Origin of the sequence: Chryseobacterium vietnamense (assembly GCF_031454475.1) — a bacterium.
Lineage (GTDB): Bacteria > Bacteroidota > Bacteroidia > Flavobacteriales > Weeksellaceae > Chryseobacterium > Chryseobacterium vietnamense.
In genome coordinates, this window is record NZ_JAVDQX010000001.1 from 61,068 (window position 1) to 85,968 (window position 24,901).

The window sequence follows — 24,901 nt, forward strand, 5'->3', positions numbered from 1 at the left end:
AATCCTTTTTAACCTCATGATGATTTATATTTTTTTCATATTCAAGTAAGTAGGAAGAGATCAGAGTAAAAAAATTATACAATAACAGATTCTCAAAAAACTCCTTCAACATCAAAAACAGCAAAAATAAAATAAACCTATCTTTGCAGCATAGAAACAATGTTCACGGGATAAAGAGAAAATCATCTCTTCAATGATTTAAAACAAGATTGGTTTTTGAGAAAAAATAAAACAGCCTCAGATTTTCTGCATATTGGCAGCAAAATCCTAGAATGGTATAAAAATAATGCAAGGGATCTGCCTTTCAGACAGACAAAAGATCCGTACAAAATCTGGATCTGTGAAATCGTATTTCAGCAGACGAGAATCAACCAGGGATTGAATCATTACAATAATTTTATTAAAAGATTTCCAGATGTTAAAACGTTGGCAGAAGCTGAAGAAAACGAAGTTTTACTTTATTGGAAAGGCCTAGGCTATTATTCCAGGGCGATCAATATTCATAAAGCTGCTCAACAGATCATGAATGATTATCATGGTGTTTTTCCCGATCAATACGAAGAAATTTTAAAACTGAAAGGAGTAGGGAAATATACAGCTGCCGCCGTCTCAAGTATATGTTTCGGGGGCAGAATGCCTGCTGTTGACGGAAATTTTTACCGCGTTTTGAGCCGCCTTTTTGCTGATGATTTTGATATTTCAAATTCAAGAGCATTTACCTATTTTTCTGAACTGGCTGCCTTGGTAATGCCGGAAAATGTGGGAGACTTTAATCAGGCCATGATGGATATCGGCTCGGAAATCTGTAAGCCTAAAAATCCATTGTGCGGAGAATGCCCTGTAAATGCCGACTGCCTGGCATTTTCTATGCAGAAAATTTCAGATTATCCTGTGAAAACGAAAAAAGTAAAAGCAGAAGATCTTGCTTTGACATATTATTTTGTTCACAGAAACGGGCAGTTTCTGATCCGCCAGAGAGCAGATGACTTCATCTGGAAGAAATTATTCGAATTTCCTACGGCTATTCCCACTGATATGGAAACCTTCATTACAGGTTCAAAGACGGTTACCCATAAACTGACCCATAAGAATTTAAGCATTGAAATATTGAATGTTGACGTCACTTCAGAAAAAAACTGGAATGATTTTATCGCTGAAAATCAATACCTGATTACAGATGTTGTAAGCTCTCATGAAAAATCATTTCCGAAGCCCCTGGAAAATTACATTCAAAACTCTCTGAAAGACTGAAATTTGTCTTCTGAAATCTGAAATCTAATTTGTACTTTTGCAAAATGATTAAAAAAGTCATTTTTATTTTTGTATCGCTGCTTTTGATTTCATGTGGAAAAGACCCTTCACCAAAACCTTATGGAGAACTGCGTCTTGAATATCCTGCACCGAAATACCAAAAGTTTGAAAACGATTGTGCCTACACCTTTGAATATTCAGACTTTGCGTCGATTGCACCTGCCAAAAAACCTTGCTGGTTCTATCTGAACTATCCGAAAATGAAAGCCAAGATTTTCGTGACCTATTACCCTATACAAAACGACTTTGCTGACCATATCAAAGAAGCTGAGAAAATGGTATACGAGCATACCATTAAAGCCAGTTCCATAGATACAAAATCCTTTGAATACCCTGAAAAGAAAGTATACGGGAACTTCTATGAATTGAAAGGGCAGAGTGCTTCCAACCTTCAGTTTTACATTACAGACAGTACGAAACACTTCGTGACTGCTTACTTATACTTTAATACGAGACCGAAACCGGACTCTCTTGCTCCTGCAGTAAACTATATCAAAAATGATATGAAACATCTGCTGGACACTTTTGAATGGAAAAAATAATTACTTTTAATATACATTGAAAAATATATGAAACTTTTAGTTGTAGGAAGTGTTGCATTTGATGCAATTGAAACACCATTTGGTAAAACGGATAAAATTTTAGGAGGTGCAGCCACGTATATCGGAATCACTTCATCAATTTTAGGCGTTAAATCCGGAATTGTTTCTGTAGTAGGAGGAGACTTTCCACAGGAACATCTTGATATGTTCACAGACAGAGATGTAAACATCGAAGGAATTGAAATCGTGAAAGAAGGAAAAACATTCTTCTGGTCCGGAAAATATCACAACGATCTGAATACAAGAGATACTCTGGCTACAGAAGTAAATGTGTTGGAGAATTTTGATCCGAAAATCCCGGATTCAATGCAGGATGCCGAAATCCTATTACTCGGAAACCTACACCCTGGAGTTCAGCTATCTGTACTTGAAAAAATGAACAACCGTCCGAAACTGGTTATCCTTGATACCATGAACTTCTGGATGGATTCTGCATGGGATATCTTAATGGATATGATTGCGAAAACAGATGTAATTACCATCAATGATGAAGAAGCAAGACAGCTTTCAGGAGAATATTCTTTAGTAAAAGCAGCTAAAAAGATCCATACAATGGGTCCTGAATATGTAATTATCAAAAAAGGAGAACACGGAGCTTTACTTTTCCATGACAATAAAGTATTTGCTATCCCGGCACTTCCGTTAGAAGATGTTTTCGATCCTACAGGAGCCGGAGATACTTTCGCAGGAGGTTTTGCAGCTTATCTTGCTAAAAAAGAAAAAATAGATTTCGAAACCATGAAATCTGCCCTTATCGTAGGATCTGCTATGGCTTCATTCACCGTAGAGAAATTCGGAACAGAAAGAATAGAAGAAGTAAACGAAGCAGATATGTTCAGCAGATTGAGACAATTCAAAGAATTAACGACATTTGATGTTGAACTGCAGTAAATAAGTCTTTTTAAGAAATATTTATAATAAAAAATTGAGTGAAATTCGTTAAGAATTCTAAATTTGCAACTTGTTAAAATAGTAAAATGACAAATAAACTAAAAATCACTTTTCTTCTTGGGATTTTCATCATGATATTCTCTTCAAATATGATGAATGCCCAGCTAAAACAAGGAGATTTGGTGGATGGTATTGCCGCTGTTATCGGGGATGAGATTGTATTGGAATCTGATGTCCTGGAGCAGATGAATTATGGTAAACAACAGGGAGCTGCCAACACAGACAAATGTGAGTTCCTGGAAAATCTTATCAGCAATAAGCTTCTTGTATACGAAGCAAAAAAAGATACCTTAATTGAAAATCGTTCTGCAGCAATCAAAGAACAGGCTAATGCAAAATACCGTCAGATGCTTTCTCAATTTCCGGATGAAAAAACAATGCTTGCAGCCTATAAGTTCAGAAACGCTTATGAACTGAAAAATGCTATTGAAAAAATAGATACAGACCAGTATTACGGGCAGGCAAAGTACCAGAGAATTACAGATAAAGCAGACGTAACTCCTAATGAGGTTACTGATTTTTATAATATGTATAAAACACAGCTGCCACAGGTAAAAGATGAAGTTACTTTAGCTCAGATTATGATCTATCCGTCACTGACAGAAGCTCACAAACAAGATCTTATCAACAGGTTGAAAAAAATCAAGCAGGACATTATCGGAGGTGAGACTTTTGAAAGCCAGGCAAGAATTTATTCTGAAGATGAAGGATCAGCTGCTAACGGAGGATTATATAAGAATATCAATAAAGGGCAGATGGTGAAACCATTTGAAGCTGCTGCACTGAACCTTCAGGAAAATGAAATTTCAGATCCTATTGAATCTGAATTCGGATTCCATATTATTCAGTTAGTGAAAAGATCTGGTAAAGTATATGATGCTAGACATATCTTGTTAAAAGCAGTACCTACTGATGATGAGATCAAAACTGCAAAAGCAAAATTAGACAGTATCAGAGGTCTCATTGCAGATGGGAAGATAACCTTCAAAGATGCGGCATTTAAATTCTCAGATGATAAGAGAACAAAATTCAATGCAGGGATCATTCCTGGAGCTGATGGTTCTGATAAAATTGAAAGAGAAAGTATCCCCGGAACAATCAGCTACGAATTGGCAGGATTAAATAAAGGCGATATCACAACTGCTTTTGAAGATGAAGAAAATAAGAGAAAACAAATCAAGATCATCAAAGTTGAAGATGTGATTCCTTCTCACCAGATTACCCTGGAAACAGACTTCAGCAGAATTAAGCAAATGGCGCTGAATAAAAAGAAAAGTGAAATGGTTGAAAAGTTTGTCAACTCAAAGTTACCGACAACCTTTATTTCAATTGACGGACGTTACGACACCTGTAACTTTAAGTCTAACTGGAAGAAACAATCCTTAACAAAATAAAATTAAAACCTTCAGAATTTCTGAAGGTTTTTTTTATCATTAAACTTTAAATCCATGATGGAAAATATTGACATATTTTTCCCGTAAAACCGTTGTTTTTAGTATTTTTACGCATGAGCAATTTTATAGATTTTAACGCTGCAAAAAAACTTCATGACATGGAGGGAACACACAATAGAATTTCACACCTTTTTAATATTAAGTATCCGATTATCCAGGCAGGTATGATCTGGCATTCCGGATGGAGACTTGCTTCCGCAGTTTCAAACTGTGGAGGATTAGGGATAATAGGAGCTGGAAGTATGTATCCTGACATCCTGAGAGAGAATATCCGGAAATGTAAACTGGCAACAGATAAACCATTTGGGGTAAATGTACCGATGTTATACCCTAATATAGAGGAAATCATTCAGATCATCCTTGAAGAAGGAGTAAAAATTGTATTTACGTCAGCCGGTAATCCGAAAACCTATACGGAAACCCTTCAAAAAGAAGGTATAAAAGTAGCTCACGTAGTATCCTCTACCAAATTTGCTGTAAAATGTGAAGATGCAGGAGTAGACGCTATTGTTGCAGAAGGTTTCGAGGCTGGAGGCCACAACGGAAGAGATGAGACAACAACATTCTGTCTTATTCCCAATGTTAAAAAACATATTTCTAAGCCGCTGATCGCTGCCGGAGGAATTGCCTTAGGATCACAGATGAAGGCTGCAATGATTCTAGGTGCAGATGGTGTACAGATCGGTTCCCGCTTTGCTGCAACAACTGAAGCAAGTGCCCATGAAAACTGGAAAAAGAAAATTACAGAATTACAGGAAGGAGATACGCATCTTACTTTGAAAGAACTGGCACCTGTGAGAATGGTTAAAAATAAATTCTTCAATGAACTGGAAGATATCTATGTAAACGGAAGAGATAAAGACGCTTTAATTGCTTCATTAGGAAGAGCCAGATCAAAAAAAGGAATGTTTGAAGGAGATATGGAAGATGGAGAGTTGGAAATAGGGCAGGTTTCTGCTTTGATTGATGAAATTCTTCCGGTGGAAACTGTTTTCAGACACCTTTTAAAAGAATTTGAAGAAACGAAAATGCCGGTTTTTTAATATAATTTTATTCGATGGAGGGAAGAATAATTGATGTAAAGGGTAAAAAATTATATATAGAACATGATCATCGGTTTACAGACAGACCCACGATTGTTTTTCTGCATGACTCATTAGGTTCAGTGCAGCTTTGGAGAGACTTCCCGGCTAAACTATCAGAAATTGCACAATGCAATACTCTAGCTTATGACCGTTTAGGGTATGGAAAATCATTTCCTATGTCTACTCATGAGCGGCCGGTACACTATATGGAGCTGGAAGCAGATCTCCTGAATGATGTATTGATTGAAATGAATCTGGACAATGTAATTCTCTTCGGGCACAGTGACGGAGGAACAATAGCCCTTATAACCGCTGCAAAATATCCTGAAAGAGTAGAAGCTGTCATTTGTGAAGCAGGACATATTTTTGTGGAAGAGATAACTTTAAAAGGTGTTTATGATGCCTGGGAAGCCTACAAAACAACCAATCTTCCTGAGCGTTTACAGAAATACCATGGAGATAAAGTAGAAATGCTTTTCAAAGCCTGGACAGAAACCTGGACCCGCGAAGATTACAGAACCTGGAATATAGAATACCTGTTGAAAGATATTAAAGCCCCACTGTTATTTATTCAGGGAGGAGCTGATGAATACGGGACATTGGATCAGGTAGAAAAAACAGTTACTCAGGTCAGTGGAAGTGCAGAAAAATATATCATTCCCGGTATAGGCCATACTCCGCATAAAGAAATTCCTGAGCTTGTATTGAAGAAAACAGCAGAATTTATTGGTAATTTTTTTTAATCTGAAATCATATAAAATTAAGGCATCTTTCAAAGGTGCCTTTTATGTATCTGAAGTCTAACCATATACCATCAATTACAGTAACTGAAGTTCAGCAGCAATGTTTTCCTTTGCCTGAGCTTCATATTTTTGCTTAAAATACTCTGTTTTAAAGATACTTTCAAGCTCCAGAAAATGCTTAAGTACTTTTCTGCGTCCCGGCTTGTAAAGAAAGTCAGGATAAATAGAATATTCTTTCCTGATATTTTGAGTATACTCCAGATAAGTTTTAAAATCTTTACCCAAGACAGAAAGGTCAGCATCCAAAAGATAATTGGTGTCTCCATCATCAGACCGCTGATGTGATTTTGTTGCCAGAATCTGTGCAGAAATGAGTGAGATCCTGTCTTTGTCCAAATAAAGTTCTCCAAGCCTTTTTTCTGCTTTGGCTGCACTTTTCTCCTCATTAGACTTTGAAGAAGCATCATAGATAACATCATGGTAAAATACGGAGAAAGAAATGGCTGTATAATCGGAAATGTTACCTTTCACATCTTCAAGTTCTTTAAACATATTTTCAAGATGAAGAAGATCGTGGTAATGTCTGCCTTTTTCAGAATATCTGGTTTCAATCTCGTTCCACAGGCTGTTGATCAGTGGTTTGTTTTCAGTGAAAGGAGAACAAAGTGCTTCAAATTGATTTTGCAGATTCATAGAAATAAGATATAAAAAAAGGAACTTTTAAAAAGTTCCCTGATTTGCTTCCAGTACAGCCTTCAGCTCAGCCCAGCCTCCGCCGTTGTAACCGTCCTTTAATCCTTGAGCATTAAGATAATCCAATGCCTTTCCACTTCTGTTTCCACTTCTGCAGAATAAAATGACAGGCTTTTCAACAGATAGGATCTCTTCCTGTCTGTCTTCTACTTCACCTAAAGGAATATTCTTAGCGCCATCTATATTACCGTCCATTTCAAGCTCCATTGGCTCACGAACGTCGATTAATTCATAGTTTCCTGATTGTATTACTTCTATTAAAGACATAGTTGTTGGTTTAAACATTAAATTAGAAACGAAATTACGTAATTTTTTTTTGAAAAAAATCCTAATGAAAACATAATTTTCAGAAAAGACCATCATTGGGATGAACTTTGGCAGAAATCAGAAGATTGATAAAATAATCTTAATTTTGCAGGGTGAAATTAATGAATGCCGGTGCCGAAAAATATTCCGAACTGATCAAATCCAAAGCAAAAAGTTTTGGGTTTCAGAGTTGTGGCATTTCCAGAGCTGATTTTCTGGAGGAAGATGCTCCTCACCTTGAAAAGTGGCTGAAGAATAATTATAATGGCGAAATGAAGTATATGGAAAATCATTTCGACAAAAGACTTGATCCAAGGCTTCTGGTAGAGGGTTCAAAATCTGTGATTTCACTTTCCTATAATTATTTTCCTGAAGAAAAAATATCCGTTCTGGAGAATTTCAAAATCTCAAAATATGCCTACGCAGAAGACTATCATGAAGTAATTAAAGAAATACTCCGTGAAATGGTTGCAGAACTGCAGGAAGAAATAGGTGAGTTTGGATTTCGTGTCTTTGTAGACTCTGCGCCGGTGATGGAAAGAGCTTGGGCGAAAAAGTCGGGAATAGGCTGGGTAGGAAAAAATGCCAATCTCATTACCAAACAAAGTGGTTCATTCTATTTTCTGGCTGAAATTATCTGCGATCTGGAACTGATTCCTGATCACGCCACTACAGATCATTGCGGAGGCTGCAGAAAATGTATCGATGCCTGTCCCACAGATGCTATTGTTTCTGAAAAGATTATAGACGGAAGCCGCTGCATCTCTTATGCAACCATAGAGCTCAAAAATGAAATTCCGGATTATTTTAAAGATAAAATGGAAGACTGGATGTTTGGCTGCGATATCTGCCAGGATGTTTGCCCCTGGAACAGATTCTCAGCTCCCAATAAACAGAGCCGTTTCCAGCCCAATGAAGCCTTGAAAAATTTTAAAAAAGGAGAATGGAAGGAGCTAACCCAGGAAATTTTCTCAGAAATCTTCAGAAAATCCCCCGTAAAACGTACTAAATTTGCAGGTCTCAAGAGAAATATTGAGTTTTTACAGAAGTCTTCCGACTGATTTTTCTCTGAACTTTCGGTGACAATTCCTCCTTTGGAATTTTTTGAAGTTCCAAACCAGAGCTGATAGTTGACCATTCCTTAAATTTTTCGCTTTAAGGAGGTGAAGATTTACATCAATAAGTTTCTTAAAAAGCTTTTCCTATAAAGAAAAATTGATTTTCAGGAGATTAAAATCTCACCGAAAATCAACGTCTTTTTTGTATTCTTTTAGGAGCAGTTTTTACTCTTACTTTAAACCTTTTTTGGGATTTAGTATTTTTACGCATATTTGTGAATATTTCGTAACTAAATATAGCTAATTTTTCGATTAAAACAAATACTTTTACTAAAAATTAAAGATTAAATTTTATTAAAAAACATGACTGTGAAAACGATATTAATGTATATCCTGAAAGTGGTAGGAATTATTTTAGGAATTGTGATTATTTATGTCATCCTTGGACTGCTGATTCCCTATATTCCCGTTTCTGCAAAAGATGACGGGCAGAAAAAAGAAATCCCGATCTATATTTATACCAACGGAGTGCATACCGATATCGTAATGCCTGTAAAAAACGATCTTCAGGACTGGAGCCGGAAAATACCTTTTGCCAATACTAAATCCCAAAAAACAGATTATCAGTACATCGGAATAGGATGGGGCGACAAAGGCTTTTATCTTGATACTCCTACCTGGGCAGATCTGAAATTTTCAACAGCGATAAAAGCAGCCTTCTGGCTAAGTGATTCCGCAATGCATTGTACCTATTATAATACGATGAAAGAAGGGGATGACTGTAAAATGATTATGATCAGCAGAAATCAATATCAGAATCTGGTGAAATTTGTAGAAGATAAATTTGACAGAGATCAGAACGGAAACTTCATGCTGATCCCTACCAATGCTGTGTACGGTGATAATGATGCATTCTATGATGCAAAAGGAACCTACAGCTTTCTTTACACCTGTAATACCTGGTCAAATAACGCTTTAAAAGCTGCAGGACAAAAAGCTGCACTTTGGACACCTTCAGATTTTGGAATTTTTCAACATTATAAATAATATATGAAGAGGGTTTATCTGTTATTCATTATCTTTTGGATGTGTTCATGTTCTCAGGAGAGAAAAAACAATACAATAACAACAATAGATGCGCCTCAGGTAGCTGAAAAGAAGCCTGAAGCCGATCTTTCCAAAATAAAAAGTAAAGCGAAAGAAGCATTGAAATTCTGTGATTCAAAGAATCTCAGCAAAGACTTCTGTATTCTTATTGATATGAGCCTTCATTCCGGGGTTAACCGTTTTTTTATCTGGGATTTTAAAAATAATAAGATTTCGAAAAAATACCTGGTAGGACATGGCTGCGGTTCCAATTCATGGAGTAAAGATGATTCTAAAGCAAACCCCGCATTCAGCAACGAAGACGGAAGCCATCTATCTTCTTTAGGAAAATATAAACTGGAAGGAAGAGGCTACAGCGATTGGGGAATCAATATAAAATACCTCATGCATGGCCTTGAAGATACCAATAGCAATGCTTTAAAAAGAGTTATTGTATTTCATTCCTGGGATATGATGAGTGATGATGAAGTTTTTCCCAATGGATCTCCTGAAGGATGGGGTTGTCCAACTGTTTCCAACAAGGCAATGAAGGAAATAGATCCGATGATTCAGAAATCGGGAAAACCTGTACTGATGTGGATCTACAATTAAATCTTTGTTATACCTTTGTTTCATACCATTTAGGGTAAATGATTCCATCTTATGAAACATACTCTTTTCCGTGAACAACAGCTCAATTGTGATATAGAAGCGGCATGGAAGTTCTTTTCCTCAGCCAACAATCTTTCAGAGATTACTCCGAAAGATATGGGCTTTATTGTATTGACGGAAATGGAAGATGACGAAATCTATCCAGGAATGCTCATTGATTATTATGTTTCTCCATTATTCGGTATTAAAATGAAGTGGCAAACTGAGATCACCCATGTAGACTTCCGGAAAAGCTTTATTGATTTTCAGAAAAAGGGCCCATACAAACTCTGGAACCACCACCATGAATTTATTCCTAATGAAGAAGGCGTTCTGATGAGAGATACCATAGATTATGAACTTCCCATGGGATTTTTAGGAGAAATGGCCCATCGCCTTTTTGTCAGAAAGAAACTGGAACATATCTTTGATTACCGTTTTCGGATTTTGAGTAAATTGTTTTAACTGTTCAGTCTCAATTATTTAATAGAAACGGGTTATAATCCTGAGCTTAGACGAAGGAAGCCCGTTAACAATAAACCAAAATTCATCTGGCTTTAGCCAAAACCTGATCCCATTTTTCATTCAGAATTTAAAAACTGGATTTCTACGCAATAACAGACTGCAATAACAGACTTCACGTCCTCTTTGTCATTTCACATACGAATCCAGATACGAATGAGCAGAATTATTCACTAATTGTTTAAGTTTTTTTAACAATTCAATGGCCGGATTTCCCAGCAGAAATCCCTATTTTTGCACAACTATCGTTTTTTACTGAAAAACTAATGTGTTCTGATTGACATGGCAGGTGTGAGGTCATTTTTCTTATTCTATATTATACTGGTTTTTTCTCTTTTCAATTCGAATTGGGCAGAAAAATCATTGCAGAATATTCCTCATGTTCCTCCTGTAACCAACATTCATGTTCTGGATGTTTACGAAGAGACAGATATGAATACGCATGCATTGCCTGCGGCTGCCAAAATTGTAAAACATTCAGTCAAAAAAAACGATCCTGCCATTGCAGATTTTTCAGGAATATTAAAAGTAATTCCAAAAGTTGCTCTTCCTGAGATCGCAATTTCTATTATTTGTGGCGTTAAATCTTTTCTCCATCTCCTCCAGCTGTACTAGGTTTAAGTTTCTCAATACCAAATCATTTTTACGGAAATCTTATAACTTAAACATTTAAAAATGTATTTTAAAAACGTAATAATTTGCATTCTTGCAACATTATTCGCTGTGTCATGCAGTAAAGACAAGAAAAAAAACAATCAGAAAGATAAAGAAGTTCCCGTACTGGAAATCAAAGAAAAAGACACCTTGGTGAGCAACCAGTTTGTCACGGATATCCAGGCTAAAAAGAATGTTGAAATGCGTTCCAGAATCGGAGGTATTATACAGCATATTTATGTCAATGAGGGACAGTTTGTGCACCAGGGACAGGCTTTATTCAAAATTAATGATGCTGAGCTGCAGATGGAGCTTCTGAAAGCCAATGCAGCATTAAAACAGACTGAAGCAGACGTCCGCATCGCAGAAGTAGAACTGAAGCAGATTCAGAGTCTTCATGCCAAAAAATTTGTAGCCAATAACGAGCTGGAAATGGTAAAGGCAAAACTGTCTTCAGCGAAGGCAAAACATGCCTTTGCCGATGCAGAAAAAAGAACCGTTCTTCAGAAAATAAGTTTTACAAGAATTACAGCACCTTTTGATGGAGTGATCGACGTTATTCCCCATAAAGACGGAAGTTTAGTGGAAAACGGGACACTTTTAACCACGCTTTCACAACTGAACGAAGTGTACGCCTACTTCTCCATTCCTGAAAACTTATATTTTGAGCTTTTGGCCAATGATAAGATCGGAAACCATCAGAAAATTGAACTGACGCTGCCTAATGGAGTGAATTACCAGTTTAACGGAGCTCTAAAAACAGCTGAAGGAGAAATCGACAGAACTACAGGCTCTATCCGCTATAAAGTGCTTTTCCCGAATCCGGACCGCCTCATCAAACACGGTACTTCCGGGAAGCTTATCATTTCCGAACAGCAGAATAATGCGATCCTTATTCCGCAAAAATCCACCTTCTCCATTCAGGATAAGACCTATGTTTTTGTTGTGGATCAACAGAATAAAGTGAAAATGACCAATATTAAGATCGGAACTACCTTAAGAGACTCTTATGTGGTGGAAAGCGGTCTTAAAAAAGGAGATTTAATCATTTATGAAGGAACTCAGTCTTTGAAAGATGGTGATATCATCAAAATCAAAAAGAAGTATTAACCTTTCATAATCTTTAAATCAATCAACTATGGTAGAAATGTTTATAAGACGAAAGGTTCTTTCGTTGGTTATTTCCATATTATTTGTATTGCTGGGAATTATGGCATTGCTGAAAATGCCGATCACCCAGTTTCCTGATATTGTACCGCCTTCAGTAACCGTTACAGCAAAATATACCGGAGCGAACGCCGAAGTATCTGCCAATGCGGTAGCTCTTCCTCTGGAACGAGCCATCAACGGAGTGCCGGGGATGACGTATATGTCTACGGTAACCTCCAATGACGGGCTTACCCTTATTCAGGTGTTCTTTGAAGTAGGAACAGATCCTGATGTAGCAGCGGTAAACGTTCAGAACAGGGTGACCACTATTCTTGATGAACTTCCTGAAGAGGTGATCAGGGCCGGAGTTACCACTGAAAAAGAGGTGAACAGTATGCTGATGTACCTCAACATCACGAGTACAGACCCAAGCCAGGATGAACAGTTCATCTATAACTTTACGGATATTAACGTCCTTCAGGAACTGAAACGTATTGATGGAGTGGGCCGTGCCGAGATCATGGGGCAGAAGGAATATTCAATGAGAGTATGGTTGGATCCTCAGAAAATGGCAGCATACAATATCTCTGCGGATGAAGTGATCACTTCGCTGCAAAAACAGAATATTTCCGCAGCACCCGGAAAAGTAGGGGAAACCTCTGGTAAAACCTCTAGCCAGCTTCAGTATGTCATTAAATATAAAGGAAAGTTTTTTGAGCCTAAACAATATGAAGAAGTTCCCATCAGGTCTGATGTGGACGGAACTATTTTAAAGCTTAAAGATATTGCTAAGGTAGAATTCGGAGCGATGAACTACGGTATGGTTTCCAAAACGGACGGAAGACCTTCTGCATCGATTATGATGAAACAACGTCCCGGTTCCAACGCATCTGAAGTTATCGAAAGTGTAAAGGCAAAAATGGAAGAATTAAAAGTCACTTCTTTCCCTCCCGGAATGGAATACAACATGGCTTATGATGTTTCCCGATTCCTTGATGCTTCCATCAGTGCAGTACTGACAACCCTTATTGAAGCCTTTATTCTGGTAGGAATTGTAGTATTTATTTTCCTTCAGGACTGGCGTTCTACATTGATTCCTGTACTGGCTGTACCGGTAGCATTGGTAGGAACTTTTGCATTTATGAATATGCTGGATTTCTCTGTCAACCTTTTAACATTGTTCGCGTTGGTTCTGGCCATCGGAATTGTGGTTGATAATGCCATTGTCGTCGTTGAAGCCGTTCACGTGAAAATGGAAGAAGGAATGAATGCGATGGATGCCACCATCAGTGCCACCAAAGAAATTGCAGGAGCCGTCGTAGCGATTACGATTGTAATGTCAGCCGTATTTATTCCTGTAGCTTTCCTTGATGGTCCGGTGGGTGTGTTTTACCGTCAGTTTTCATTGACACTGGCAATCAGTATTGTGATTTCCGGAGTGAATGCATTGACGCTAACTCCTGCGCTTTGTGCTATTATTTTAAAACCTCACAATCATGATAAAAAGAAGACCATCATCGACAGGGCTTTCCAGAGTTTTAATACTGGTTTTGAAAGACTAACGAATGGTTATGTAGGTATTTTATCAAAATTTGCCACAAGAACTACGGTAACTTTCGGACTGCTGTTTTTATTTGTCGGACTTACTTTCGTGACCAGCAAATTCCTGCCAACCGGATTTATCCCAATGGAAGACCAGGGAATGGTTTACGTAAGTGTTACCACTCCGCAGGGTGCAACAGTAGAAAGAACAGAAAAAGTATTGGATGAGGTAACGGTTATCGCCAAAAAAATTAAAGGAGTCGAAAACGTGACCACGCTTGCAGGATACAGTATCGTCACAGAAATTGCAGGTTCCTCTTACGGAATGGCAATGATCAACCTTAAAGACTGGAAGGAAAGAAGTATTTCCGTAAATGATCTTATTGCAGAGCTCTCTGATAAAACAAAAGGAATCGCAGATGCACAGATTGAAATCTTTGCACCTCCAACCGTCCCCGGATTCGGGAATACCAGCGGTTTTGAATTACGTCTGCTGGACAGAACCGGAGGAACCATTGAAAATACCGATAAGATTACCAAAAATTTCGTTAAAAAACTCAATGAAGCTCCAGAACTGCAGAACAGCTTTACCAGTTTCGATGCTACTTTCCCGCAATACATGATCAATGTGGATTATGATATGGCAGCGAAGAAAGGAGTATCAGTAGACAACGCGATGTCGACATTGCAGACGATGCTGGGATCTTATTATGCCACGAATTTTATCCGCTTCAGCCAGATGTATAAAGTGATGGTGCAGGCAAGTCCGGAGCACAGGGATACCCCCGAAAGTATTCTGAATTTATATCTAAAAAATGATAAAGGCGAAATGGTTCCTTTCTCCACCTTCATTACCATCGAAAGGGTATACGGCCCTGAAGTGCTTACAAGATATAATATGTATATGTCTGCGATGATCAACGGAGAACCTGCAGACGGTTACAGTTCCGGAGATGCCATTGCAGCAGTAGAACGTGTAGCCAAAGAATCTTTGCCGAGAGGATTTGATATTGAGTGGTCTGGAATGACAAGAGAAGAGATCTTATCAGGAAATCAGACCGTTTATATCTTTGCCATCTGTCTTTTATTCGTGTATCTTTTGTTAGCGGCACAATATGAAAGTTTCCTTCTTCCAATGCCTATATTATTAAGTCTTCCAACGGGAATCTTCGGTTCCTATATCGCTTTGGTAATGATGGGATTGGATAATAATATTTATGCACAGGTAGCATTGGTTATGCTGATCGGACTTTTGGCCAAAAATGCCATTCTGATCGTAGAATTTGCCGTGGCAAGAAATAAACAGGGATTTGATATCATTCCGGCCGCTATTGAAGGAGCAAGACAGCGTCTGAGACCGATTCTGATGACGTCTTTTGCATTCGTAGCAGGACTTATTCCTTTATGTATTGCATCAGGAGCCGGAGCCATCGGTAACCGTTCCATTGGTACGGCAGCAGCAGGAGGAATGCTGATAGGAACTATCTTCGGACTGGTGGTGATTCCGGGACTGTATATATTCTTTGCGAAACTTGAAAATAAGAAGAAAGATGAAAAGATTAAATCATAGAAATATATTGTATGGAATAGCATCACTGAGCCTGGTTTCATGTGCCGTTCCCAAAGTAACGGAGCTGAAAAAGGCTCAGGAATTGCCAGAGGAAGTCATTAAATCCGACAAAAGTAAATCTACGGATGAATTCCAGCAGATTAATCTGAAAGCGTATTTTACAGATCCGCAGCTGCTTGAACTTTTTGATAAAGTGGTTCAGGCGAATCCGGATTTTCAAATTGCCCAGCAAAGAGTAGAGATTGCCAACAGTTTTCTTCAAAGATCAAAAATGGATCTGCTGCCGTCTCTTGAAGTGGGAGTACAGGCTTCCGGCGACCGTTACGGAAAATATACAATGGAAGGTGTTGGAAACTATGATACCAACCTTTCACCCAATATTACGGAAAATCAGAAAATCAACAGGGATTTTACCCCTAATTACTGGCTGGGTGCAAGAAGCAGCTGGGAGATTGATGCATGGGGCAAACTGAAAAATAAGAAAATTGCTGCCCAGAAGAAATATCTGGCATCCACAGAAGGATTGAGATTATTACAGGTAGAACTTTTCACAGATATTGCCAATCTCTATTATCAGCTGGTTGCTTTGGATAACCGTCTGGCAATTTATCAGAAGAACTATAAGCTTCAGCAAAGAGCTTTTGAAATTGTCCTTGCCCAGCGTGAAGTGGGAAAAGCTACGGAGCTGGCAGTACAGCAGTTCAAAGCTCAGAATAACAACTGGCTGGCAGAGATTGAACATATCAGAGTGGAAATCGTGACAGTAGAACAGGCAATCACTACATTAACAGGAAGCTACGGCGGAGAGGTGAAACGCGGAAAAATACTGATGCCTACCAATATGGAAGTTTTGAATAAAACCATTAATGTAGAAAATGTGATCCATTCCAGACCGGATGTAGCCGCAAACTATTATGTTTTGGAAGCTTCGCAGGCTGATGCAAAGGCTGCAAGAGCTGCTTTTTATCCCAAGATTGATCTGGGAGCCGGTTTCGGACTGAATTCTTTTTCTGTGGAAACATTCTTTAAACCAACCTCTCTGGCAGGCCAATTATTAGGAGGATTAATGGTTCCTGTTTTCAATAAAGGACAGCTGAAATATGAATTTAAGGTAGCGAGCAAAGAGCAGGAAATTGCCTTTTTAAACTATCAGAAAAGTATTACGACAGCTTTTAATGAACTTCAGTCGATTCTGAAACAGACCAGAATCTATGAGCGTGTCTTAAAACTGAAATCGGAGGAAGTAGGTTTCCTTGACCGCGGTGTTGAGGTTTCCAACGATCTGTACCTGACAGGCTACGCCAACTATTTTGAGCTGATTAACTCGCAGAAGAGCAAATTAACTGCTGAACTGGATCTACTGCAGTTTCAGCACCAGAATACCAGAAATAACGTCCTGCTGTTTAAAGCACTGGGAGGAAAGCTGGATTAATTTTTACTTTTTTTTACGATGAAGGAAGCTGTCTGAAAAGGCAGCTTCTTTTCTGTTTAATGATATTTTACGGATTCCCGTAATGCTATTTGAAATAAATCCAGGATATTGCGTTACAATCTAACTTTTTATAAGTTGAGTTAACTTTTTTATATGTCCCTAAAAAAAGAGACTGTCCTCGCGGGCAGTCTCTTTGTGTATGGTTTAAAATGAATCTGCTTTCAGGGCAGAAACACTTTATAAGTACATATTATTTAACAAGCTGAATTTCAACAGCAGAAAATCCCTTAGGAGATTTCTCTTTTTCAAAAGATACCTTATTTCCTTTTTTTACCGGTTCTGCACAGTTGTTATTGTGGAAGAAGATGTTTTCTTTGGAATTGTCTTCCGTAATGAAACCATATCCTTTTTCGCTCAGGAAAGTAACAATTCCTGTTTTTCTTGGATCTTCCTCAATGATAGGTGCTGCACCCAATTGAATGTCATCAAGATTTACTTCCTGTCTTTGTTCAGGTGGAGTAGATGTTAATCTTCCGAATTCGTCTACATACATGAAGACATCCTCTGCTCCTTTGTTGTTGTTCGTTTTACGTTCTTCGCGTCTTAGCGCCTTTTCTTTTTGCTTTTGAATTTTTTTCTTGAAATTTTCCTTTTTAGAAAAAGAATCTGCCATAAATTATTTTTAGTATTTAGTTTCTATAAATTAATGAGTTCAAACTGGTCTGTTAGACCCCTATAAAGCCTGGCTATGTTTTCTGTCCTGGATAATCCCAATCATACAGAGCTTTAAAATTCCGACAAGTATTGTTCTTTAATAGAAGAATAAAAGTTAAAAAGATGGCTGCTCAAAAGGCAAAGACTGAATAAAAAATATTCGGGTCGTTACAGAAAACAAAGTAAAGACTTGGTTTATTAATATGCAAATATACAACAATAAAATGAATAATCATATTTAAATGATTGATTATCAGAAATGGTTTTAATTGATCATAATGTTATGTGTGAATATGTACATAAAATTAAAATAATACCATAAAAAAATCCTCAGAAGTCTGAGGATTATAAAAAAATATATTAAAAATGAAGTGGTGGTGCGTGATACGGGAGGAAGGTATCAAATGTTATGCCTAAAATTGATGCGTGTTTGTGAATTATATAAAAGTGTTTAACTGAAAAGAGGCATTTCAAGGCGTATCTGGTTGGTAAATAACATTCTATTAAAAACTATTGTTTACATAAAATAATAAACATTTTTCTTTTAGTTTAAAAATAATAAATAGAAATTTCCGAAAATTTCACCATGTTGAGGCCATTTTTATTATTGATCTTTGTCTCATTAACATTTAAATATAAAAACATGTCGACACAAAATGTACAGGGAAAAGTTGTTTTAATTGCAGGAGGAGGTAAAAATTTAGGAGGCTTATTAAGCAGAGATTTTGCATCCAAAGGGGCAAAGCTGGCTATCCACTACAACAGCGAAAGTTCAAAAGCCGAAAGCGAAAAAACACTGGCTGAAGTGCAGGCTTTAGGAGCTGAAGCATTTTTATTTCAGGGAGATCTTACCAAAGTAGATAATATCACGAAGTTTTTTGACGAAACCATTTCCCGCTTCGGAGGAATTGATATTGCAATCAATACTGTAGGGATGGTACTTAAAAAGCCATTTTCAGAAACTACAGAAGCTGAATATGATACTATGTTCAATGTAAATTCAAAGTCTGCGTATTTCTTTTTGCAGGAAGCGGGTAAAAAACTAAACGATCACGGAAAAATCTGTACCATTGTTACTTCATTGCTGGCAGCTTACACCGGATTATATTCTACATATGCAGGAGCAAAAGCACCGGTAGAGCATTTTACAAGAGCGGCTTCCAAAGAATTCGGGGCAAGAGGCATCTCTGTAACGGCAGTAGCGCCGGGTCCTATGGATACTCCTTTTTTCTACGGACAGGAAACGGATGATGCAGTGGCTTATCATAAATCTGCATCCGCATTGGGAGGTCTTACCGATATTAAAGACATCGCTCCGCTGGTAGAATTCCTGGTAACAGAAGGCTGGTGGATTACCGGACAGACGATATTTGCCAACGGCGGATACACAACGAGATAGTATATTGAAAATGTATTTAAAAAAAGAAACTCACTGAAACAACTTTCAGTGAGTTTTTTATGGTAATAGAAATAAGGAAATTAAGTAGTTTTAACCTTTCCTTTTTCCAGGATACTTTTGATAATAAAGAATAATCCGAGAAGAACAAACGGGATACTCAGTATCTGTCCCATATTTAAAATCATTCCGTGCTCAAATTCTACCTGATCCACCTTGATAAACTCAATCAGGATTCTCATAATAAAGATCAGCAGAATACTGATTCCAAAATAGAATCCTTTCCCGATTTTAAAAATATTCCTCCTGTAAATAAAATACACCGCAAGGAAAATAATAAAATAAGAGATGGCCTCATAAAGCTGGGCAGGATGTCTCGGAAGATCATCCACCTGACGGAAAATAAAAGCCCACGGAACATCAGTAGGAATTCCTATAATTTCAGAATTCATAAGATTAGCCAGCCTGATGAAAGTACCACCCAACGGAAGTACAATCGCTATGGCATCCAGAACGGTCATGAACGGAATAGAATATTTTCTCGCATAGATGAGAAGCATAATCACCAAACCAATTCCACCACCATGACTGGCAAGACCTGCAAATCCGGTGAAATGGTAAGATCCATCAGGTCCTTTCTGAATAGGTAAAAATATTTCAAGCGGATGTTGTGAATAATAATCAAAATCATAAAAAAGGCAGTGCCCCAATCTGGCACCTACCAGTATTCCTATCAATGCATAAGAGAATAAAGCTTCGTGGGCTTGTGAACTGAGATCTTCTTTTTTATAGATTCTTTTTAAAATATTAAGAGACAAAACAAGCCCTGCAAGGAATAATAATCCGTAATATTTTATGGGAAGTCCTAAGATATTGGCGATTTCGGGATTAATATCCCAGTTGATATATAATAAATTCATTGCTGCAAAGATAAGAAAATAGGATTTTCCGGGAAGAATAGTGCTGTTCAGGAGTTCTATGATCTGAGTCATAAAGCGTTAGCATGATGTTGTCTACATTTGATACTACACACACCACAAAATTTAATAGTATGAAATTCATCGTATCATTCATTGTACTTGCCGGCCTTTTTGTCGTCAGCTGCAAAAAAGAACCCCAGACACAACGCACCAATACAGATACCATTATGGCATCTGACAGCCTTACTTCCGGCTCTGCCCAGATTTCACCGGATTCGGCAGATCAAACACCTACGGTGGACAGCTCTGCGTATGACGTAGATTCTATTAAAAAAAGTAAATAATCGTATTTACAGCCATTAACGTTTTAAAAGGCGGAATTGATCTCTGTTAAAGAGACCAATAGAGATTCTATTAAGAAAATAAACCAAAAATCTTGATTCATTAATCCATAATAATACTGTTATGGCAGATATCTCATTATTCAAAGAAACCGGGATACAGATTACCCTGTTGCTTACTTTAATGGTCATTGTAGCCGGCCTTGTCATTGTTGTTCTTAAGTTTTTATCCATTTATGCTAAAATATTAAGACGGAAAGAGTCTGCCGAGACCAAAAAAGAAATAGAGAATCTTTCCCCGGAAGAAGTAGCCGATTATGAACAAAGGGAAAAAGAACTCAATTTCAGGCTGCCGGAAAATGACCTTTCCGGTACTTTACCTCCCGCTGATACAAAGGGAATGGTCAGGAATATCAATTCCGTTGAAGAACTGAGGGTATTTCCTGATAAGAGAAGAACATCCTCTTTTCAGAAATATATCTCTCCTGAACTGAGCCGTCTGATTCTTTATTTCCTTGGAACAGCTATCTTCTGGCTTGTGCTGGGAACAACCTTCGGATTATATGCAGGGATAAAGCTTGTGGCTCCGGATATAGAGCACACAAGCTGGTTCAGCTATGGGAGGCTCAGGCCGGGACATACCAATGCCGTATTCTGGGGCTGGGCTTCCCTGGCAATGCTGGGGTTTGCACATTATGTGATACCACGGGTAAGTAATGTTGAGAAGTTTAATATAAAACAAGGGTATCTTTCTCTTATTCTGGTCAACGCAGCTGTTCTTGCCGGAACAATCTCTGTACTTTCAGGGGTAAATAACGGCGGGGGAGAATACCGGGAATATATCTGGCCGATCATGATTACTTTCGGAATAGGAGTAGCGCTTTCCCTGCATAATTTCTTTAAGCCCATTGCACACAGGAAAACCAAAGAAATTTATCTGTCTAACTGGTATATCGTATCAGGAACAATGTTTATCGTTATTGTGATTGTTATTGCGTACATTCCTATCTGGCAGGATGGGGTTGGGGAGACCATTATTCAGGGATATTATATGCATCAGGCCATCGGAATGTGGTTCATGATGATCAATCTGGGACTGATGTATTATTTTTTGCCGCAACAGCTCAATAAGCCTATTTATTCCTACAGCTTAGGGATACTGGCTTTTTGGACCCATACGTTCTTTTATACCCTGATCGGAACCCATCATTTTATTTTCAGTGCAATTCCCTGGCGTTTGCAGACAACAGCAATCATTGCAAGTGCGGGAATGCTGATTCCTGTGGCAGCAGGTACAGCCAATTTTCTTCTGACATTTAATGGTGCATGGTATCAGCTTAGGAATAGCTATACGCTTCCGTTTTATTTTATGTCTATCATATTTTATTTTACGGGATCATTCCAGGGAACAGTGGAAGCTTTCAGGTATACCAATCTTCTCTGGCATTTTACGGATTTCACTGTAGCACATTCGCATCTTACCATGTACGGAATCATCACATTTATGCTTTGGGGATTTTTTTATACGCTGGTTCCGCGGCTTACAGGAAAAGAACCTCCGAAGCTTTTAGTGGGAATTCATTTCTGGTTTGCACTGATTGGACTGTTGTTTTATGTTATTGCATTAATGATTGGCGGAACACAGACAGGAGAACTCTGGATCAGGAAAAAACCTTTTATTGAAGGGGTAATCAATATGGCTCCTTTCTGGCTCTGGCGGGCTATCGGAGGAACATTAATGTGGGTATCCCACTTGATTTTTGCGTATAATTTCTACAGAATGGTAAGAAAAGAAGATCAGGTAAGAGTTCCCAGAACACCTGCAGAAATTCTGGCAGCAAAGAAACAATATGGAAATACAGAGTTTAATACATAAAGATCAACATCATGATATTTTTAAATGACCACCGAATCCTTTTTGGCTCTGCACTTTTACTTTTTGTTTCTCTTACCCTTTATATTGCCATATTGCCTGCTTTGGATAATCAAAGGATTAATAAACCTTTACCAAGACAGTCTAAAATTCTGACAAAAGAGGAACAGGCGGGTAAAAGAGTTTATATAGATAACGGATGCATTGCCTGCCATACGCAGCAGGTAAGAAATGTAGAAATGGATAATGTTTTTGGGAAAAGACCAAGCATACCGGCAGATTTTGCCATCAATACCCGTACAGATTTCTGGAGAAATACAGCCAATCTGATGGGAACCCAGAGGACAGGGCCGGATCTTACCAGTATCGGGGAAAGGCAGCCCAGTGCAGAATGGCATCTGATTCATCTCTATCAGCCGAGGGCAGCCGTTGAAGAATCTGTAATGCCTGCCTATCCCTGGCTTTTTATAGAGAGGGATTATCTCCAGCCAGGGGATGTTGAGGTGAAAGTTCCTGAGAAATTCCGTCCCAGATATAAAAAAATTGTAGCAGGCCCCGAAGCTTTGCTGTTGGTTGCCTATCTGAAATCTCTGAAGCAAACAGATTATACAGATAAATCTATTGTTCCGGCTTTTCTTTATAAACAGAAAAAAGAAGAAGGAGCAGCACAGGGAGGAAATGCCGGTTTACCGGATGGAGATGCCCTTTTTACCGCAAACTGTGCCAGCTGTCATCAGGCTAACGGAGAAGGCGTTCCCGGAGCATTTCCGCCATTGAAAGGAAGCCCTGTAGTTGCTGGAGGAGATCTTGAATTGTATGTCACCATCATCATGAAAGGCTATGATCCGAGACCGGAATTTGCCACGATGCCGCCGGTGGGTACCAATGCCAATTTTACCCCTGAAGATGTGGCTGCAATTATGAATCATGAGCGGACAAGCTGGGGAAATAATGCCAAAAAAGTAACCGCTGAAGAAGTGAAAACCATAATGGATAAAATAAAATAACAATGAAAGATTTTTTTAAAAAAACAGCAATACTGTCTGGAATATTGTTTACAGCTTATGTATCTGCCTGCGATGCCTGTAAACTTCAGCAGCCCGAGGTGACAAGAAACCTTACCCACGGAACCGGCCCGGAAAGTAACTGGGATTGGTTCATTGTAGGATTTGTCGTATTGATAACTGTACTGGCTTTTATACTTTCTGCCAAATATCTGTTCAGACCGGGAGAAAAAGATAAATCCCATATTAAATATTCCGTTTTTTCAGGTGAAAATTCAAGATCATGACTAAAGATAAAAGCAAAGTTTTTTTATTTATTGATGACGATCCGGCTCCTATTGCAGAACTGGATACTCCCATTGTTTTTGATCTTGATACCCAAAAGCTTACAGATGGTGAGCATACCCTTAAAATCATAAGTCATTCACCATCCGGAAAAGAAGGGATCAGAAAAATACAGTTTACCGTAGCCAATGGCCCGGCAATACGGATAGAAGGCCTTAAAAATAAAGACGTGGTGGACGGAACACTTTCTTTAATGATCAATGCGTATGATAAAGGAAATCAGAAAAGCTTCCTGATCAATGGAAGTGAAACACCCCAAACCATTCCTTTCTGGATATGGATTATTGTCATTGTGTTTGCAGCATGGGCGATTTATTATGAAATAACAAGTTACAACATTCAGTAGTATCTTATTCAATGGGAATTCATTGGTAAGAACATATTGAAGGAGAAACATTAAAAAAAGAATTATGGCAATCAATGAAAGAACTCTTCATTCTGCAGGAGCAGAAATTAAAGAATACGGACCTGGCGAATTTATTTTCCAGGAAGGAAATGAAGCACTTTATTACTATCAGATCATGCAGGGAGAAGTAAAACTTGCCAATACCAGTGAAGATGGTAAGGAATTTATCCAGAATATTTTTTCCTCCGGGCAGAGTTTTGGAGACTCCATTCTGTTCCTGGGCAGAAAATATCCTGTGGATGCGGTAACGCTCACAGATTGTGTCATTTTAAGACTATGTAAAAATAACTTTTTTAGCTTGCTCAGGACATATCCCCATTTATATTTTAATGTCTGTCATGCGATGTCAAGTCATCTGTACTACCAGTATATTATGCTGCAGAAAAACTCCTCACTGCATCCGGCTGAGCGGCTTATCGGGATCATGACATGTTTTAAAAACCTTCAGGAAAAAAAAGCACCTTTCTCTTTTAAAATACCCCTTACCAGACAGCAGCTCGCTAACCTTACCGGGCTTTGTGTGGAAACGGTGATAAGAACAATAAAAATGCTGGAAAGAAATAATACGGTTAAAATTGAAAACCGTAAGATCTTCTTTTAGTTAGCATAGATTTATAGAGATTAATGTTGAAAACCGGTCATATGGAGCAATCCATATGGCTTGTTTTTACAAAAGTAATTTTAAAAAATAATAAGTATGATTAAAGATATTTTAAACCGATGGCAGGATTGGCCTGTATATATTAAAGGAAGTGCCTTTTTAGGTATTGCCGGGCTTACTGTATTTTTTATCCGGAATGCACAGAATAAAGATATAAAAGCGCTTCAGGATAAGCTTGATGAATTGACGGCAGCAAGCAAAGGCTCCTACACAATAAAAGAAATTGAAAATCTTACAGACGATGAAATGAAACAGCTTCATGCGTTCTATAAAGATCTCGAAAAACAGCGCAGAGAAAAAAATATTCCTGATAATGACAGGCCGGAAAATAAGCACATGGCTTATCATAGATATAAATAGATGATCATTGAG

The 24,901-nt window shown here is 38.1% G+C and carries 26 protein-coding genes; 22 read left to right on the forward strand and 4 right to left on the reverse strand.

Annotation, left to right across the window (positions count from 1 at the left end; all coding sequences use genetic code 11):
• Window positions 1–216 precede the first annotated feature (216 nt).
• The 6 genes from mutY (at window position 217) to J2786_RS00295 (ending at window position 6,146) form a co-directional block, all read left to right on the forward strand.
• Window positions 217–1,251, forward strand: coding sequence for an A/G-specific adenine glycosylase (gene mutY, locus J2786_RS00270; RefSeq protein WP_047432935.1), 1,035 nt, complete (start codon window positions 217–219; stop codon window positions 1,249–1,251).
• Between the two features lie 44 nt (window positions 1,252–1,295).
• A complete protein-coding gene (gene gldD / locus J2786_RS00275) occupies window positions 1,296–1,853 on the forward strand; it encodes a gliding motility lipoprotein GldD (RefSeq protein ID WP_002981020.1) in 558 nt (185 codons plus the stop codon).
• 27 nt (window positions 1,854–1,880) lie between these two features.
• Entirely contained in the window at window positions 1,881–2,804 is a 924-nt protein-coding gene (locus J2786_RS00280; protein ID WP_047432933.1) for a PfkB family carbohydrate kinase, read from the forward strand.
• 86 nt (window positions 2,805–2,890) lie between these two features.
• Complete coding sequence (locus J2786_RS00285; RefSeq protein ID WP_047432930.1) at window positions 2,891–4,258, forward strand: peptidylprolyl isomerase; 1,368 nt, start codon at window positions 2,891–2,893, stop codon at window positions 4,256–4,258.
• Between the two features lie 113 nt (window positions 4,259–4,371).
• Window positions 4,372–5,361 (forward strand): NAD(P)H-dependent flavin oxidoreductase, encoded by a 990-nt coding sequence (locus J2786_RS00290; RefSeq protein WP_310023575.1) that lies wholly within the window; start codon window positions 4,372–4,374, stop codon window positions 5,359–5,361.
• A gap of 14 nt (window positions 5,362–5,375) precedes the next feature.
• Window positions 5,376–6,146 (forward strand): alpha/beta fold hydrolase, encoded by a 771-nt coding sequence (locus tag J2786_RS00295; protein ID WP_047432927.1) that lies wholly within the window; start codon window positions 5,376–5,378, stop codon window positions 6,144–6,146.
• 75 nt (window positions 6,147–6,221) lie between these two features.
• Here the strand turns inward: J2786_RS00295 and J2786_RS00300 are convergent, their stop codons facing one another.
• Window positions 6,222–6,839: an HD domain-containing protein gene (locus tag J2786_RS00300; protein ID WP_082001983.1), complete on the reverse strand. Its 618-nt coding sequence runs from the start codon at window positions 6,837–6,839 to the stop codon at window positions 6,222–6,224.
• A gap of 27 nt (window positions 6,840–6,866) precedes the next feature.
• Window positions 6,867–7,166, reverse strand: a complete 300-nt coding sequence (locus J2786_RS00305) for a rhodanese-like domain-containing protein (protein WP_047433386.1) — start codon at window positions 7,164–7,166, stop codon at window positions 6,867–6,869.
• Window positions 7,167–7,327: 161 nt separating this feature from the next.
• On the opposite strand from J2786_RS00305, the gene queG reads away from it, so the two are divergent.
• The 8 genes from queG to J2786_RS00345 all read left to right on the forward strand — a co-directional run bounded on the left by queG (window position 7,328) and on the right by J2786_RS00345 (window position 16,869).
• Window positions 7,328–8,266, forward strand: a complete 939-nt coding sequence (queG, locus tag J2786_RS00310; protein WP_310024845.1) for a tRNA epoxyqueuosine(34) reductase QueG — start codon at window positions 7,328–7,330, stop codon at window positions 8,264–8,266.
• A gap of 360 nt (window positions 8,267–8,626) precedes the next feature.
• Window positions 8,627–9,310 carry a TIGR02117 family protein gene (locus J2786_RS00315; protein WP_052187028.1) on the forward strand — a complete coding sequence of 228 codons (684 nt, stop codon included), beginning with the start codon at window positions 8,627–8,629 and terminating at the stop codon, window positions 9,308–9,310.
• A 3-nt stretch (window positions 9,311–9,313) separates the two neighbouring features.
• On the forward strand, window positions 9,314–9,961 hold the full coding sequence (locus J2786_RS00320) for a murein L,D-transpeptidase catalytic domain-containing protein (protein ID WP_047432918.1): 648 nt from the start codon (window positions 9,314–9,316) through the stop codon (window positions 9,959–9,961).
• Between the two features lie 51 nt (window positions 9,962–10,012).
• A complete protein-coding gene (locus J2786_RS00325) occupies window positions 10,013–10,465 on the forward strand; it encodes an SRPBCC family protein (RefSeq protein WP_047432916.1) in 453 nt (150 codons plus the stop codon).
• A gap of 420 nt (window positions 10,466–10,885) precedes the next feature.
• On the forward strand, window positions 10,886–11,137 hold the full coding sequence (locus tag J2786_RS00330) for a hypothetical protein (protein ID WP_156121482.1): 252 nt from the start codon (window positions 10,886–10,888) through the stop codon (window positions 11,135–11,137).
• A 60-nt stretch (window positions 11,138–11,197) separates the two neighbouring features.
• Entirely contained in the window at window positions 11,198–12,286 is a 1,089-nt protein-coding gene (locus tag J2786_RS00335; protein WP_047432912.1) for an efflux RND transporter periplasmic adaptor subunit, read from the forward strand.
• Window positions 12,287–12,314: 28 nt separating this feature from the next.
• Entirely contained in the window at window positions 12,315–15,437 is a 3,123-nt protein-coding gene (locus J2786_RS00340; protein ID WP_047432908.1) for an efflux RND transporter permease subunit, read from the forward strand.
• Complete coding sequence (locus J2786_RS00345; RefSeq protein WP_047432905.1) at window positions 15,418–16,869, forward strand: efflux transporter outer membrane subunit; 1,452 nt, start codon at window positions 15,418–15,420, stop codon at window positions 16,867–16,869. Before J2786_RS00340 ends, J2786_RS00345 begins: the two co-directional genes overlap by 20 nt.
• Before the next feature lie 250 nt (window positions 16,870–17,119).
• Here the strand turns inward: J2786_RS00345 and J2786_RS00350 are convergent, their stop codons facing one another.
• Entirely contained in the window at window positions 17,120–17,542 is a 423-nt protein-coding gene (locus tag J2786_RS00350; protein WP_047432903.1) for a cold shock domain-containing protein, read from the reverse strand.
• Between the two features lie 684 nt (window positions 17,543–18,226).
• Here J2786_RS00350 and J2786_RS00355 point away from each other — a divergent pair.
• Window positions 18,227–18,982, forward strand: a complete 756-nt coding sequence (locus J2786_RS00355; RefSeq protein ID WP_047432901.1) for an SDR family oxidoreductase — start codon at window positions 18,227–18,229, stop codon at window positions 18,980–18,982.
• A gap of 80 nt (window positions 18,983–19,062) precedes the next feature.
• On the opposite strand, the gene lgt is transcribed toward J2786_RS00355, so the two are convergent.
• Window positions 19,063–19,899: a prolipoprotein diacylglyceryl transferase gene (gene lgt, locus J2786_RS00360; protein WP_310024848.1), complete on the reverse strand. Its 837-nt coding sequence runs from the start codon at window positions 19,897–19,899 to the stop codon at window positions 19,063–19,065.
• 131 nt (window positions 19,900–20,030) lie between these two features.
• Between lgt and J2786_RS00365 the strand changes: the two genes are divergently transcribed.
• The 7 genes from J2786_RS00365 (at window position 20,031) to J2786_RS00395 (ending at window position 24,889) form a co-directional block, all read left to right on the forward strand.
• The gene (locus tag J2786_RS00365; protein WP_047432899.1) at window positions 20,031–20,243 is read left to right on the forward strand and encodes a hypothetical protein; all 213 of its coding nucleotides are present in this window, start codon (window positions 20,031–20,033) and stop codon (window positions 20,241–20,243) included.
• Between the two features lie 121 nt (window positions 20,244–20,364).
• Window positions 20,365–22,116, forward strand: coding sequence for a cbb3-type cytochrome c oxidase subunit I (locus J2786_RS00370; RefSeq protein ID WP_047432896.1), 1,752 nt, complete (start codon window positions 20,365–20,367; stop codon window positions 22,114–22,116).
• 11 nt (window positions 22,117–22,127) lie between these two features.
• The gene (locus J2786_RS00375; RefSeq protein ID WP_047432895.1) at window positions 22,128–23,120 is read left to right on the forward strand and encodes a cbb3-type cytochrome c oxidase subunit II; all 993 of its coding nucleotides are present in this window, start codon (window positions 22,128–22,130) and stop codon (window positions 23,118–23,120) included.
• Between the two features lie 2 nt (window positions 23,121–23,122).
• The gene (locus J2786_RS00380; RefSeq protein ID WP_047432893.1) at window positions 23,123–23,404 is read left to right on the forward strand and encodes a hypothetical protein; all 282 of its coding nucleotides are present in this window, start codon (window positions 23,123–23,125) and stop codon (window positions 23,402–23,404) included.
• Complete coding sequence (locus tag J2786_RS00385; protein WP_047432891.1) at window positions 23,401–23,808, forward strand: hypothetical protein; 408 nt, start codon at window positions 23,401–23,403, stop codon at window positions 23,806–23,808. Before J2786_RS00380 ends, J2786_RS00385 begins: the two co-directional genes overlap by 4 nt.
• A gap of 64 nt (window positions 23,809–23,872) precedes the next feature.
• Window positions 23,873–24,469 carry a Crp/Fnr family transcriptional regulator gene (locus J2786_RS00390; protein ID WP_047432888.1) on the forward strand — a complete coding sequence of 199 codons (597 nt, stop codon included), beginning with the start codon at window positions 23,873–23,875 and terminating at the stop codon, window positions 24,467–24,469.
• A gap of 96 nt (window positions 24,470–24,565) precedes the next feature.
• Window positions 24,566–24,889: a low affinity iron permease family protein gene (locus J2786_RS00395; protein ID WP_052187027.1), complete on the forward strand. Its 324-nt coding sequence runs from the start codon at window positions 24,566–24,568 to the stop codon at window positions 24,887–24,889.
• Window positions 24,890–24,901: the final 12 nt, after the last annotated feature.